Origin of the sequence: Rhodococcus sp. LW-XY12 (genome assembly GCF_019317345.1) — a bacterium.
In the GTDB taxonomy this organism is placed as follows: domain Bacteria; phylum Actinomycetota; class Actinomycetes; order Mycobacteriales; family Mycobacteriaceae; genus Rhodococcus; species Rhodococcus pyridinivorans.
Genome location: NZ_CP079225.1, coordinates 4,454,908 through 4,469,426, shown reverse-complemented (window position 1 = coordinate 4,469,426; position 14,519 = coordinate 4,454,908). Strand labels below are relative to the sequence as shown.

General features: G+C 70.2%; 11 protein-coding genes. 4 read left to right on the top strand and 7 right to left on the bottom strand.

What is annotated here, in order from left to right; translation table 11 throughout:
- Positions 1-41 precede the first annotated feature (41 nt).
- Entirely contained in the window at positions 42-1,343 is a 1,302-nt protein-coding gene (locus KXC42_RS20430) for a polysaccharide biosynthesis protein (RefSeq protein WP_083543673.1), read from the top strand.
- 28 nt (positions 1,344-1,371) lie between these two features.
- On the opposite strand, the gene KXC42_RS20425 is transcribed toward KXC42_RS20430, so the two are convergent.
- A complete protein-coding gene (locus KXC42_RS20425) occupies positions 1,372-2,607 on the bottom strand; it encodes a DUF3068 domain-containing protein (protein WP_072740554.1) in 1,236 nt (411 codons plus the stop codon).
- 246 nt (positions 2,608-2,853) lie between these two features.
- On the opposite strand from KXC42_RS20425, the gene KXC42_RS20420 reads away from it, so the two are divergent.
- A complete protein-coding gene (locus KXC42_RS20420; protein WP_071935768.1) occupies positions 2,854-4,026 on the top strand; it encodes an acyltransferase in 1,173 nt (390 codons plus the stop codon).
- Here the strand turns inward: KXC42_RS20420 and KXC42_RS20415 are convergent.
- The 4 genes from KXC42_RS20415 to KXC42_RS20400 form a co-directional block, all read right to left on the bottom strand.
- The gene (locus KXC42_RS20415; RefSeq protein ID WP_219129494.1) at positions 3,915-8,201 is read right to left on the bottom strand and encodes an alpha-(1->3)-arabinofuranosyltransferase; all 4,287 of its coding nucleotides are present in this window, start codon (positions 8,199-8,201) and stop codon (positions 3,915-3,917) included. The genes KXC42_RS20420 and KXC42_RS20415 overlap by 112 nt on opposite strands.
- The gene (locus KXC42_RS20410) at positions 8,182-8,355 is read right to left on the bottom strand and encodes a DUF2613 domain-containing protein (protein ID WP_006552672.1); all 174 of its coding nucleotides are present in this window, start codon (positions 8,353-8,355) and stop codon (positions 8,182-8,184) included. Before KXC42_RS20410 ends, KXC42_RS20415 begins: the two co-directional genes overlap by 20 nt.
- 140 nt (positions 8,356-8,495) lie before the next feature.
- Positions 8,496-9,578, bottom strand: coding sequence for an isochorismate synthase MenF (locus KXC42_RS20405; RefSeq protein WP_219129493.1), 1,083 nt, complete (start codon positions 9,576-9,578; stop codon positions 8,496-8,498).
- Positions 9,579-9,633: 55 nt separating this feature from the next.
- A complete protein-coding gene (locus KXC42_RS20400) occupies positions 9,634-10,101 on the bottom strand; it encodes a universal stress protein (protein WP_019290888.1) in 468 nt (155 codons plus the stop codon).
- A gap of 113 nt (positions 10,102-10,214) precedes the next feature.
- On the opposite strand from KXC42_RS20400, the gene KXC42_RS20395 reads away from it, so the two are divergent.
- Both KXC42_RS20395 and KXC42_RS20390 read left to right on the top strand, forming a co-directional pair.
- Positions 10,215-11,393: a glycoside hydrolase family 3 N-terminal domain-containing protein gene (locus tag KXC42_RS20395; RefSeq protein ID WP_024102046.1), complete on the top strand. Its 1,179-nt coding sequence runs from the start codon at positions 10,215-10,217 to the stop codon at positions 11,391-11,393.
- A 75-nt stretch (positions 11,394-11,468) separates the two neighbouring features.
- Complete coding sequence (locus KXC42_RS20390) at positions 11,469-12,077, top strand: TetR/AcrR family transcriptional regulator (protein ID WP_024102045.1); 609 nt, start codon at positions 11,469-11,471, stop codon at positions 12,075-12,077.
- Positions 12,078-12,191: 114 nt separating this feature from the next.
- On the opposite strand, the gene KXC42_RS20385 is transcribed toward KXC42_RS20390, so the two are convergent.
- Both KXC42_RS20385 and KXC42_RS20380 read right to left on the bottom strand, forming a co-directional pair.
- Entirely contained in the window at positions 12,192-13,049 is an 858-nt protein-coding gene (locus KXC42_RS20385; protein WP_219129492.1) for a MaoC/PaaZ C-terminal domain-containing protein, read from the bottom strand.
- On the bottom strand, positions 13,050-14,396 hold the full coding sequence (locus KXC42_RS20380) for a 3-oxoacyl-ACP reductase (protein WP_024102043.1): 1,347 nt from the start codon (positions 14,394-14,396) through the stop codon (positions 13,050-13,052).
- Positions 14,397-14,519 lie beyond the last annotated feature (123 nt).

Here is a 14,519-nt window from a genome sequence, read left to right as displayed (position 1 = left end):
GCGGCAGAATACGGTGTTGTTCCGGATGGGAGGATGAGCGGATGCCGCGAACACCCCGACCCGCGTCGGAGGGAACCGAGACCACTCGTGGTTCGACGACGGGAACCGCCGTCACCGGCATGACACTGGTGACGGTCGGCGCGATGACCGCGAACCTCGCGTCCTATCTGTTGCACCTGCCGGCGGGACGCTGGCTCGGGCCCGCCGGATACGGCGAGTTCGCGAGCCTGCTCGCCGCGCAGCTCGTCCTCGCCGTGCCGGCACTGGCGTTGCAGACGGTCGTCGCCCGGGAGGCCGTGCACGGCACCGGCGCCGCGGCGCTGCGTCGTCTCGGTTACCGCTGCGCCGTGCTCGCCATCGTCGTCGCGATGCTCCTTGTGCCCGTCGTGGCGTGGGCGCTCGACACGAGTGTCGGCGGGGCGTTCGGGTCGCTCGTCACCGCGCCGCTGCTCGTCCTCCTCGCCGCCGAACAGGGCCTGCTGCAGGGGCGGGGCAGGTTCGCAGCGCTCAGCGTCGTCCTGTCCGCCGCGGGCGTCGCGAAGGTGGTGCCGGCCGTGGCGGTGCTCGCCGTCGGAGGCGGCCCCGGTGCCGCGCTGTTCGCCGGGGCGCTCGGCACGGGTGCGGTCGCGCTGGCCGCGAGTGTGCTCGTGGGCCGGACGTCGGGTGGACGGACGGAACGGGTCCCGACCGCCGGGGCGGTGCTGCGTGCCTCCCAGGTGCAGCTGGCCCTCATCGCGCTCACGTCGCTCGACCTGCTGCTCGCCCGCATGCTGCTCGATCCCGATTCCGCCGGGTTGTACGCGCTGGGGGCGGTGGCGACGAAGGTCGCCTTCTGGTTGCCGCAGGCGGTCGGTGTGGTGCTCTATCCGCGGATGGCGAATCCCGCCCAGTCGGCGGCCGCGGTGCGGTCGGCGCTCACCGTCCTCGTCGCGATCGGCGCGGTGCTCGTCGCCGGCGCGGCGATCTGCGCACCGATCGTCCCGATGCTGGTCGGCGACGCCTACGGGCCGGTGCAGTCGCTGCTGTGGCTGTTCGCACTGCAGGGCGCGTGTCTGGCCGTCCTGCAGGGCGCGCTGCTGTCGGCGATCGCCGGGGAACGTACCCATCTCGCGCTCGTCGCGTGGGTGGGCCTCGCCCTCGAGGCGGTGCTGATGTTCACGGTGGCGTCGACCCTGCGGCAGTTCATCGCCGTCGCTGTCGGTGTGGCCGCCGCGACGGCCGCGGTGGTCGCGGTGCTCGCTCTGCGCGGTGCTGGGGCGACCCGGTCGTCCACGGACGACGCGGCGACCCCGTCCACCGACGAGTCACCCGCGAACGACACCGCCCCCCACCGGGATCGGTGAGGGGCGGCTCGGTTCGTCTACCGGACGATCACTCCTGCGTCGGAGGCTTCCGCAGATCGGTGCGCGGGATCTCCTGCGTTCGATCCGTCGTCCAATCACGCTGCTGCGCGTTCGGATCGGTCTGGCGCGGGATGACCTCGGTGCGGTCCTCGGTGTGATCGCGCTGCGCGCCGCCCGAATGCGCCGGGCCGACCGTGGTCGTGGCCGGACCTGCCGGGGCGGGACCGCCGGTCGCGGTGGCGGGACGACGGTTGCCGCCACCGCGGATGCCGAGCACGAAGCCGACGATCAGCAGGATGACGCCGAGGATGCCGAGGATGATCGGCAGGGTGCGGCCGAACAGCGAGATGGTGTCCTGGCCGTCCTTGGCCTGGCCGATCTGGTACTCGATCGTCTCCTCGTCGAACGGCAGCGTCACGTTGAGGACCGTCACCTCGGGCTTGTCGGCCTCGCGGGCGTAGTACTGGTCCTGCTGCTCCTGGCCCTTGACGACGACACCGGTGACCGGGTCGACCCACAGGTCGCGGATGTTGTTGTACCAGCGGGTCATCGTGATCGGCTCGTCGCCCTCACCGACACCCCAGGTGGAGGCGGGCAGGCTGAGCTTGTAGGTCGGGACCTCGGGGTCGGCCTTCGAGAGGTCGACCGGACCGATCTCCTGGCTGAAGTGGTAGACCTTCATGCCGTTGATCTCCTCCTCACCGACGAAGTCGATGGGGAAGTTCTCGCGAGCGTTGATGTCGTAGTACGGGTACGACTCCTGCTGGACGTCGAACGGGAACTTGTACTGCAGTCCGGCGCGGTTGTCGATCTCCACCGGCGGCTTGTCGGCGCTCACCTGGATCGTGCTCACGCGCTCCGGGAACTCCTCCTCCGAGACGGGCATGGAGGTCTTCCGGTCGATCGTGAGACGGTCGACGACGGCCGAGACCAGGCCCGTGTCCCCTTGCATGTCGAGTCGTCGCACGGTCTGGCCTGCCTGCAGCGTCATGACCTCGGCGTTCGAGGGATCCTCGACGGTGACGAAGCGCTGCGCGACGATCGGCACGTCGCGGTCGACCTGCGCGTTGCCGGCGAGCAGCTGACGGGAATTGAGGATGTCGCCCGTGCCTTCGGCGACCGTGGTCACCTCGAGATCGAGCGGTGTCGTTCTCAGCTTCCCGAGCGTGTACGTCGGCACGAGAATCGCGATCACCAGGAGGAAGGCCCCCAGGCCCACCAGAATCATTGCCAGTATCCGGCCGGAGCTCGAACGCTCAGCCATGCTTTCTCCTCACTCAACGGTTGTCATCGAGTACCCCCACCGGCAGCAGCAGGGCTGCACGGATCGCCTGGCATCCGGCCCGCGAACACCACGTGAGCTCAGACACTAACAGCCCGGTATGGCAATATGCGCGCTCGCTCGCCGCTGGGACGGATCGGTAGTCGATCTTCGTCGCTGCCGGGATCGTCCCGTGCCGGGTGATCCTGCTCTGTCCACCGCCCCCGCGACACGGCACACTGGTGCCCGATGACCACCACCACCGACCGGAACCGCAGCATGAGCGGATTCCTTCCGGCACTCGAAGGAATGCGCGGTTTCGCCGCAGTGGGCGTGTTGATCACCCACGTCGCGTTCCAGACCGGCGCGGTGCATGACCCACTGATCGGCCGGGTGTGGGCGCGGTTCGACCTCGCCGTCGCCCTGTTCTTCGCCCTGTCCGGCTTCCTGCTGTGGCGACCGCACGCCGCCGCGGCCCGCGCGCTCGGGCCGTCCCCCTCGACGACCCGCTACTTCCTCTCCCGCGCGACCCGCATCCTCCCCGCCTACTGGACCGTCGTGATCCTGGTGCTGTGGTTGCTGCCCGGCGCGGGCGGCGGCGCGACGGTGTGGTGGTCGAATCTCGCGCTCGTGCAAGTGTTCGTCCCACTGACCCTCACCGAGGGCCTCACCCAGATGTGGAGTCTGTCGGTGGAGGTCGCCTTCTATCTCGTGCTGCCGCTGCTGGCGCTGGCGGTGAGCGGGCTGCGCGGGGACGCCGCCCGCTACCGCGTCCCGCTGCTGCTCGCCGTGAGCGCACTGTCGCTGCTGTGGGCGTGGCTACCGGTCGGCACCCCCGACCACATCAACCACACCAACTGGCTGCCCGGCTACCTGCCCTGGTTCGCGGCGGGAATGATCCTCGCCGAACTCGTCACCGGCCCCGAGACGTGGATGCACCGGTTCGCGGCGCGGCGCACGGTGATGGGAGCGATCGCCGTCGCCGCCTTCGCTGCCGCCACCACCCCGCTGGCCGGACCGGAGACGCTCACCGATCTCGCACCCACCGAATATCTCGCCAAGATCGCCCTGGGCGCGATCATGAGCTTCGCCCTGCTCGCCCCGCTGACCCTCGCACCGCGCCGCCAGCACCGCGTCCTGGCGAGCCCGGCCGCACTGGCCGTCGGACGCTGGTCGTACGGCGTGTTCATCTGGCATCTCGCGGTGCTGTCGATCGTCTTCCCCGTCTTCGGGATCCCGGCTTTTGCGGGGCACTTCTGGTTCGTCCTGACGGTGACGGTCGTGCTGAGTCTGGCCGTCGCGTCCGTCAGCTACGCCCTCGTCGAGGAGCCGGCGCGGGCCGCCTTCCACCGCTGGGACAAGGCCCGGCGCGGTACCGCCGCCAGGCCCACCGCGACCACGCCGACGAGCGCCGCGAACTGAATCAGGAACGAGTGCCCGACATATCCGTCGGGTGATCGCCACGGCCCGGTGGACAGCAGCGCCATCGCCAGCATCGTCGCGCCACCCGCGGTGCCTACGAGCACACGCGACGCCAGGACGGGGCCGTGGCGCACCGCGAGCGCACCGATCCCCACCGCGCCGGCGACCGCGACGGCGGCACCGGCCCATCCCGCGAGGAGCGTCGCGGCGACCAGCACACCGGTCAGCGCGAGAACCGACGAACCCCAGGTGCGCGGCATCGGACCCGGATCCTCGACCCGCCGCCGCGGCCACACGGCCGCCGCGAACAACGGGACGAGCAACAGCAACCCGCCGAAGATCCCGAGCCGGTACCAGCGGTCGGTCGCGAACTCGAGTGTCAGCGTCTGCTCCGGCCCGGCCGGCACGATCCAGCCCTGCTGCCAGCCGTCCACGACGACCGGCGTCGCCACGGCACCGTCCGGGGTGCGCGCCACCCAGCCGACGTTGGTGCTCTCGGGCACCACCACGAGCCGGTCCTCGTCGCCCGCCGGAACCATCACTTCGCGCAGGTTCTCCGTCCAGCGGCCCTTGTCGAGTTCCGTCGGCTCCGAGACGGGCGCGTCGGGACCGGGGACGTCGAGCCGAAGGCCCGAGACGACGAAGGCCGCACCGGGATCGACGTCGATGTCGACCCGGCCCGGGTTCATGCCGACGACGTCGGTGCCGCACAGTGTCGCGGGGACCTCCACGCCCGCCGCGAGATCGGCGACCCGCGCGGTGAGCGACGTGCGGTAGCTGCGTCCGTCGATCTCCACGACGGGTCCGCGCTCGCAGTCGACGGTCACCGTCTCGTCGTAGACGGATCCCTGTGCCCCGATCGGCCCGTCGTCGCCGAGCACCGACACCTCGGCGAGCCCGGGCGGGGTGAGTTTCGAGAAACCCAGCACTGTGCGATCGAGGGTGTCGCGCCAGTGCACCACGGTGAGTTCGATCCGGTCCGTGACGTGCGGGGTCAGATCGACGATCGTGTCGTCACCGTCGAGTTCGCGCACCTGCGGTCCGTTGCCGAGATTCACCGCGACCCGCGACGGCGCGACCGGCAGCGCTCCCAGCGCCGTCCTGATCTCCAATCCCGTGACGCGTTGTTCCTCAGGAAGCTCCAGCGTGAGCGACGGCCGCGGCGCACCCGCTTCGAGCGAGCTCTCCTCCGCGGTCCACGACGTCCGCGGGTCACCGTCGGTGAGGGCGAACGCCGAGCCATACAGGTCGACGACGTCGGCGTCACCGCGCGCGACGACCCGATCCGAACGGTCCGCGAGGTCCTCGAGCGCCGGCCCGGGGCGCGCGCGCAGGAGCAGTTCCGGGCGGACCCAGGTCTCCTGCGGCACGTCCAGGGTGCGGGTGAACATGCCGGGTTCCTCGGCGGAGGTGGCGAGTCCCCGCGCGCAACGGACACGGTCGTCGGTGTCGACGCAGCTGCCGCGTCCGGGGAATTCCTGGCCGAGCTGCCACCCGCGTACCGCGGCGTCCTCGACCGGGCCCGGCACCACGATGCGGCGACGGATGTCGATCGGGTGTGGTTCGTTCCGGTCGGTGAAGTCCTCGACGACCACCTCGGTGAGACCGAACTGGTTGCCGACCGTGCCGCGTTCGGTGTGCACGGACGTGATGCGGATCCACGAGGTGGTGCCCAGCGGCAGCGCGACCGTCTGTTCGCGTCCCGGTTCGTCGACGCGCACCGCCGTGCTGCCCCGGTCGGTGGACACCTCGAGCCACTTGACGGGATCGCCGAGAGCACCGGAGCTGGTCGTCAGGTGCAGCAGACCCGCTTCGATCGGCCGGTCGAGGTCGAGCTGCAGCCACTGGCCGATCGCCGATTCGAGTCCGTTGCTGTGCCAGCCGGTCGTCGGATCGCCGTCGACCACCGCGGCCGGGCTGCTTGCGACCGACGTGCCACCGAGCTGGGTGGCATCCGACGCCGCGCTGGACACGCTGATGCGGGCGCCTTCCCATTCGGCCCGGACGAGTTCGGTGTCGGGCACCGGATAGTCGGGGACGGCGTTGTGGGTGCGACGCGGGTCGTCGGCGGTCCGGATCGTCGACGAATGATGGTCGACCTGCCCGTAGTCCGTCTCGCGGTCCGTCGGGGTGTCGGTGACCGTCACCTCGTCGACGGGCAGACCCGCGCGGGCCGCGTCGGCGGCGAGGAGCGTGGGACCGACGAACTCGGGCTGCGCGGTGTTGCGGCGCAGCAGCGCTTCGGGGCCGCCCTGCACGACCGGCACGTCGGCGATGTCCACGACGTAGGGACCGACGGGTGCCGCGGCGGGTTCGGCGACGCGGTAGATCTCCACGGCCGGATAGGCAGGTCGCAGGTCGGCGTCGGTGACGAAGTCGTCGGGGTTGTCGAAGACGATGTCGTCACCGAACTCGGCGACCCGCTCGATGCCCGGCGAACCGTCGAGCGCGCGATGCACGAGTGCCGGTCGCGCGGCGGGAGAGGTGTCGGGATCGAGGTCGTTGCGCACCACCAGGAAGCCGATGCCCTGACCGCGCAGGGTCGCGGCGAGACCGTCGGACGGGCGGCCGTCGGCGATGTCGCGTTGCACGGCGTCGAGGGCACGGATGGCGCCGGGTGGCACGAGCGGGACGGCGTCGCGCACCGCCCACGGCGTCGATGCGAGTGCCTGCAGCGGTTCGTCGCGGGTGAGCCCCCACATCTGGCTGCCGAACGGCGCGCCGGGAACGATGAGGGCGCGTTCGCCGCGCTCGCTCGTGTTGTCCTCGAGCCAGGCCGCCGTGGCGTGCCAGTGCTCGGGGACCTCGTCGAAAGCGCCGCGCGGAGCGAGCCGCCCGGTCCACGCGAGTGAGGTCGCGAGCGTCATCGCGACGAGGATCAGCGTCGTCACCGCGACCATCGGATTGCGTTCGGGATGCGCGAAGGCGTTCCGGGCACGCGTCCACGGCACCGATCCGGGCAGAGGAACGGCGCGCAGTAGGTGCGCGATCCCGAGCACGATCGGCAGTCGCACGAGCGGCTCGAGCTTGTGGACGTTGCGCAGCGGCGCACCGGCGGTGTCGAGGAACAACCGGACCTGCTCGGCGAACGGCGAGTCGAGCTGGCCGACGTAACCGACGCCCATGCCGACGAGACCCACCACGAGGATCAGGGTGAAACGACCGCGCGCGGGCATCGACCGCATCGCGAGACCGGCGAGACCGGCCGCGGCCAGGGCGCCGGTGACGAGGACCGCGGCCGGTTGCGTGACGAGCACGGCGCCCGCGATGCGTTCGGGGGAGACGAAGGGCGTCCAGCTGCTGGTGCCGCGCAGCACCTCGGCGAGCGACGTCCATTCGGTGGTGACACCGGACGATTCGATGAAGTCGAGGAAGGGCGGACTGACGCGACCGAGCAGCAGCAGCGGCACCATCCACCAGGTCACCGCGACGACGCACAGCGGCAGCCACCACAGGGTGAAGCGCCACCAGCGCCGGTTCGGACGGTGCGCGGCCCACCACAGCGCCGCGACGAGACAGGCCGCGGCGGTCGCGACCGCGTTGATCGCGCCCATGAGCGCCACCGCCACGGCGGACTGCGCGGCGAGCCGGCGGGCCGAGCCCGGATTCTGCGTGTTCAGATACCGCACCAGCGGCAGCAGCACCCACGGCGCCAACATCATCGGATGTGCTTCCGACGAGATGGAACCGAGCGTCGTGAGGACGCGCGGGGACAGCACGAACACCGTCGCCGCGATCAGACGGGAGCTACGGCTCCCGATACCGAGGGCTTCGGCGAGGCGGACGAGGCCCCAGAATCCGGCGACGAGCAGCAGCACCCACCACACCCGCTGGGTGATCCACGGGGGGATGTGCAGCAGTTGACCCGCGGCGAAGAACGAGCCGTGCGGGAAGAAGTAGCCGTACGCCTGGTTCTGCACCTGCCCGAGCGGCGCCACACTGCTCCACTGGTGAGCGGCGCGCGTGAGGAATCCGATCGGGTTCTGCGTCAGGTCGTACTTGGTGTCGGCGACGACCAGGCCCGGAACCTGGGCGAAGGACAGGACCACCGCCACCGCGGTGACTGCGTACAGCCACCGGCGGGACAGCGGTTCGGCGGACGGGAGCTCCGTCTCGCCTCGGTACGTGCGTGAACTCGAAGCGTTGCCGGCGCCGTCAGCGGCTGCCGTACTCAACCTGGTTCAGGAGGGACGAATCGGCGTTGCCACTGCGATCGATCTGAGGGCGCGAATTCTCCTGCACAGCGGCCGTTACGCCGAAGACCGCCACGGCGCCGAGTACGGCACCGACGACCACGCTACCCAGGCCCGGTCCCAGGAACTTCCCCATTCCGTCTCCCCATCTCCAGTGACGCAGGCAGTCATTGCCGGCCGCCACGCTGTCTATCGGTCCGCGCCAAACTATCACCCCGGAAGGCGGTGGTGGACGGTGCGAGCCTCCGAGTCGCTCTTTACCGTCGCCGCGGTGCGCTAGACGCCCAGTGCGCCGAGCAGTGTGCGCAGTTTCGCGGTGGTCTCGTGGAGTTCGGTGAGGGGGTCGGAGTCGGCCACGATGCCGCCTCCTGCCCAGGCCACGGCGCGTCGGCCGTCGGAACTGAGCTCCGCGCACCGGATGGCGACGAACCAGTCGCCGTCGCCTTGTTCGTCGCACCAGCCCACCGTGCCGCCGTAGAAGCGCCGGTCGCCCTCGACCCGGGAGATGACGTCCAGCGCGGCCTCGGTGGGGGTGCCCGCCACGGCCGGGGTGGGGTGCAGAACGTGGGCGAGGGTGAGCGCGTCGGTGTCGGGGTCGCGGAGGGTGCCGGTGACCGGCGTGGCGAGATGCCAGACATCGGGTGTCGCGGTGAGCTCGGGCTTGTCGGGGATGTCGAGGTCGCTGCACAGCGGGGCCAGTCGCGTGCGGATCCAGTCGACGACGTAACCGTGCTCGGTGAGGTTCTTGTCCGAGGTCAGCAGATCCTCACCGGCGCGGCGGTCCTCGTCCGGATCGGCCCGGCGCGCGGCGGTCCCGGCGAGGGGACGGCACGTGACGGTCTCGCCACGGCGGCTCACGAGCAGTTCGGGCGTCGCCCCGACCAGCGTGTGACCCCAATAGCGTTCGCCCGCCGCGCTCAGATCCAGCGCGTACGTCGCCGCGTCGGGATGGCGTTCGATCATGCGGGCCGCGAGAGCGAGCGGGTCGAGCGGTGCGTCGGCCTCGAGGGCGACCCGCCGGGCGGCGACGACCTTCTCCATCTCCCCGAGGGACATCTGCTCCACGAGCCGGCGCACCCGCTCGACGTGCACGCGGGGCAGTGGCAGTTCGGCGGAGATCCGCACCGGCGGCAGGTCCGACAGGTCGGGCGGGGCCTGCCACGGGCCGTCGAGGATCTCGACGTCGTCGGGCTGCGCGAGGGCCACCGGACGGTGCCGCGAGAACGGCAGTGCACCGACGACGATCGTCGCCTTACCGCTGCGGAGTGCCTGCGTGGCGGAGTGGACGTCGTCGAAGAACCGGCGGGTGCCGGTGGCGTGCACCGAGCGTTCGGTGCGCGAGAGCAGGAATCCGTCCATGGTGGATCGACAATATCCCTGCCCGCACCCGGCGCCGGTGACCCGGTGCGGGGCGTCAGCGACCCGGCGGCACGATCAGGACCGGCCGGTGACTGTGCCGGAGCACGTGATCGGCCACCGACGACTGCAACAGGGACCGCAGACCGGTGGTGCCGCGGGTGCCGGTGACGATGATGTCGACGTCCAGCTCGTCGGCGGCCTCGATGATCGCCGACCACACCGCGTTGACGACCTCGACGGTGCGGCCCTCGGCGTGCAGACCCACCGAGCGGGCCATCTCGAGCCCCTCGTCGTTGGTGATGCGCGCGTCGGACAGGGCGACGTCCTCGCTGTCCTCGTCGGGCACCCAGTCGGGTTGCATGACACCGGACAGGCCGGACATGCGGGCGGCCTGCCGGACCATCGGCTCCCAGGCGGTGACGACGACGGCACGGCACGACTCGAGGAAACGACCCGCATACTGCACGGCACGCTTCGAGTTCTCGGAACCGTCGTAGGCGATGAGGATCAGATCTGCGCCCACCGCGTACCCCCTGGGTCGGATTCGGATGCTCGGGTGCACCTTAACCCGCCGGAGCGTCCCCGGGGGAGGTTCGAGCTGTGGATCCGCGAGGTTCGTCCGCTACCGTCGGCACCATGCGGATCCGTCACACTGTCGCCGCCGTGCTCGCGGTCGCCCTCACCACCGCGGGATGCGGTTCGTCCGATTCGGGCGGCGACGACCCGGTCGAGACGACGTCCGACACCGCGCCCGCCTCGTCCACCACAGCGACCGCCACGACCACCGAGGCGACCGCGGCCGCGACGTCGGCGACCTGCGGCGACGATCTGCTCGCCCGGTTGACGCTGCGGCAGAAGCTCGCCCAGTTGCTCAACGTCGGGGTCACCGGAGCCGCCGACGCGCAGGCCGTCGTCGAATCCGAGCAGATCGGTGGCATCTTCATCGGCAGCTGGACCGACGCGTCGATGCTCACCGACCGTCTCGTGCCGCAGGTGGCCGCGCGGAGCGCATTGCCGCTCATGGTCACGATCGACGAGGAGGGCGGCCGCGTGTCGCGCGTGGGCGACCTGTTCGGGCCCGATCCGTCCGCGCGGGTGACGGCGCAGACGATGACGGTCGACGAGACCTACCGAATGGCGTTCGAACGTGGACAGGAACTGAAGTCGCTGGGCATCACGGTCGACTTCGCGCCGGACGTCGACGTGAGCAGCCAGCCCGACGACTCCGTCATCGGCGACCGCTCGTTCTCCGACGATCCCGAGGTCGTCACGCAGTACGCCGGCGCCTATGCGCGGGGACTGATCGACGCGGGCATCATGCCGGTGCTCAAGCACTTCCCGGGACACGGCTCGGCCTCCGGTGATTCGCACACCGGTGCCGTGACCACCCCGCCGATCGAGCAACTGCAGCAGAGCGATCTCGTGCCGTACCGCAGCCTGGTCTCGCCCGAGGTGGGCGTCATGCTCGGCCACCTCGACGTGCCGGGTCTGACCGGCGGGCTGCCCGCGAGCATCAGCCCGGCAGCGGTGGACCTGCTCCGCTCGGGTGCCTACGGCGGCCCCGCCTTCGGTGGCGTGATCTTCACCGACGATCTGTCGGGGATGCGCGCGATCACCGACACCTACGGCATCACCGAGGCCGTCGAGGCCGCGATGGTGGCGGGCGTGAACCAGGCACTGTGGCTGACCACCGACGAGGTGCCCGCCGTGCTCGACCATCTCGAGCAGGTCGTCGCGGAGGGCACGCTCTCACCGGAATGGGTCGACGAGTCGGTACGGACCGTGACACGCGCGAAGGGCGCTCTGGACTGCTGAAATGTCGCAGGTTGCTTCGACCGCAGGCTTCCTACCGTAGAGTAAGAACTTCATTCGAGGAGTCCGGGAGGAGTCATGGCGGGCGGAACCAAGCGACTGCCGCGTGCGGTCCGCGAGCAACAGATGCTGGACGCCGCCGTCGAAGTGTTCTCCGAGCACGGTTTCCACAACACATCCATGGACGCGATCGCGGCGCGGGCGTCGATCTCCAAGCCGATGCTCTACCTGTACTACGGGTCGAAGGACGAGTTGTTCGCGGCGTGTATCGCCCGCGAAGGGCAGCGGTTCGTCGAGGCACTCACACCGGCGGGCGACCCCACCCTCGCCCCGCGTGAACAACTGCGGGTCGCGCTCGAGTCGTTCCTCGGCTTCGTCGACGAGCACCGGCCGTCGTGGATGGTCCTCTATCGTCAAGCGCTGTCGCAGCAGGCCTTCGCGCCCCAGGTGCAGGGCAGCCGCGACCGGCTGATCGAACTCACCGCGCACCTGCTCGAATCGAGCACGCGCGATCCGGAACCCGACACGAACTTCACGATCATGGCCGTCGCGCTCGTCGGTGCCGGTGAGGCCGTCGCCGATCGCATCGCCGGCGGTGAGATCGATGTGCAGCAGGCAGCGGATCTGCTCGAGAACCTCGCGTGGCGCGGTCTCGCGGGACGCAAGCGCTCCGATCGGATGCACTGATCCGTCCCGCCGGGAACACCTCGGCCACAAGGATATTCACCGCACGAGGGTTCGGGCGGGGCGGGACGCCCCCATCGCGTCCCGCCCCGCCCGAAATCTCGGTGATTCCCCGCCCTACCGCAGGGTGGCGGTCAGGTGCGGGTACTGCTTCTTCGGATGCCGCAGTGCCAGATCCCATCCGTCGGCGACGTGCTGCGCGTACAGGCTCAGCGACGACGGCAGCAGGACCGGCTTCCCGAATCGCACCGCGTAGGTCACCTTGCCGGGGATCCGTCCCTCGACGGCCGAGAGGGTGGCCGCCGCGCTCCACATGCCGTGGGCGATGGTCTTCGGGAATCCGAAGGCCTTGGCGCCCAGGGTCGACACGTGGATCGGGTTGCGGTCACCGGAGACCGCCGCATAGCGGTCGATGACCTTCTGGTCGACCCGCAGTGTGGAGGTGGGGACCGGGGGGATCTCCTCCTCCTTCGGCTCCGGCTTGGGCTGACCCGACAGCGACGTGCGCTGCTGGTGCAGGAAGGTCGACGTCTGCCGCCACACCAACTCGCGTCCGACGTTGACCTCGCTGACGAGATCGACGAGCAGGCCCTTACGGTGTTCGCGCATGTTCTCCGCGTGCACCGCGATGTCGAGCGGCTCGGTGACCGAGATCGGCCGGAACTGCTCGATCACGTTCTCGGCGTGCACCGAACCGACGGCGGCGAACGGAAAGCCCTTCGACACCATCAGTTTCATCACGAGCGGGAACGTGAGGATGAACGGATAGGTCAGCGGCAGGCTGTCGCCGAACCGCAACCCGCACACCTTGGTGTATTCGGCGAGATCGTCGGGATCGACCTTCAGCGACCGCAGGACCAGGACGTCCTCGGGCAGACTGTCGCCCGACGCGCCCACCACGGGCAGCGCCCCGAGTACGGCCCGGCTGTAGATGTCGAAGGTCGACGGCAGCGAGGGCAGTTCGATCCGTGCCATCTAGGCCCCCAGCATGGACTGGCCGCACACGCGCACGACCTGCCCGGTCACGGCGCTCGACGCGGGGTTCGCGAACCACGCGACGGTCTCGGCGACGTCGACGGTCTCACCGCCCTGCTGCAGCGAGCTCATCAGACGACCGGCCTCGCGGGTGGCGACCGGGATCGCGGCCGTCATGGCGGTCTCGATGAAGCCCGGGGCGACGGCGTTGACGGTGATCTTCTTGTCGGCGAGCGCCTCGCTGGTCGCCTGGACGAGGCCGATGACACCGGCCTTCGAGGCGCCGTAATTGGTCTGGCCGCGGTTACCGGCGATACCGGCGATCGACGACACGTCGATGACCCGGCCACCCTCCTTCAGCGCGCCCTTCTCGACGAGCACGTCGGTGATCTTCCGCGGGGCGATCAGATTCACGCCCATCACGGAATTCCAGCGAGCGGCGTCCATGTTGACGAGCAGCTTGTCGCGGGTGATGCCGGCGTTGTGGACGATGATGTCGGCGCCGCCGTGACGCTCGAGCAGGTGAGCGGCGAGCTTCTCGCCGGCGTCGGGGGCGGTGACGTCGAGCGCGAAGGCGGTGCCGCCGACCTTGTTGGCGGTCTGGGTCAGCGCGTCGCCTGCAGCGGGGACGTCGGCGGCGACGACGGTCGCGCCGTCGCGGGCGAGGACCTCGGCGATCGTCGCGCCGATGCCGCGGGCCGCGCCGGTGACGACCGCGACCTTGCCGGCAAGCGGACGGTCCCAGGACTCGGGGGCGGTGGCGTCGCCCTCACCGATACGGATCACCTGGGCGTCGACGAAGGCCGACTTCGCCGAGAGCAGGAAGCGCAGCGTCGACTCCACGCCGGTCAGGCCGGTCGCGGCCTTCGGGGAGACGTAGACGAGCTGCACGGTGGCACCGCGACGCAGTTCCTTGCCGACGCTGCGCGTGAAGCCCTCGAGGGCGCGCTGGGCGATGCGCTCGTCGACCGACCCGGCCTCCTCGGGCGTGGTGCCGAGGACGACGACGCGGCCGCTCGGGGCGAGATTGCGCAAGGTGGGCTGGAAGAACGTGAAGAGCTGTTCGAGCCCCGCGGGGTCGGTGATGCCGGTAGCGTCGAAGACGAGTGCGCCGAACTTCGTGTCGGACGGCTCGGCGAACGTGTAGTCGCTCAGGAGGTTGCGGATCGGTTCGACCAGGCGGCCGTTGCCGCCGAGCAGGACGGGGCCGGGGAGCGGGGGCTCGCCGGGCTGGTAGCGCCGGAGCTTCTCGGGCTGTGGCAGACCGAACTGCTTGGCGAGGAACGCTCCGGGTGCGGACGAGATGAGCTGGGCGTAGAGCTTGGGTGCGCCCTTGGCTTCGGCCACGATTCCACCTTCTTCGATTCGGTCGTCGGTGCAGTGTTCGACAGCAAGCGTGTTCGACAACAAACTTACCCGTGAGTAAGAATAGTAGCCAGAATTCGAATCCGTCCGAAACCGGGAGACACC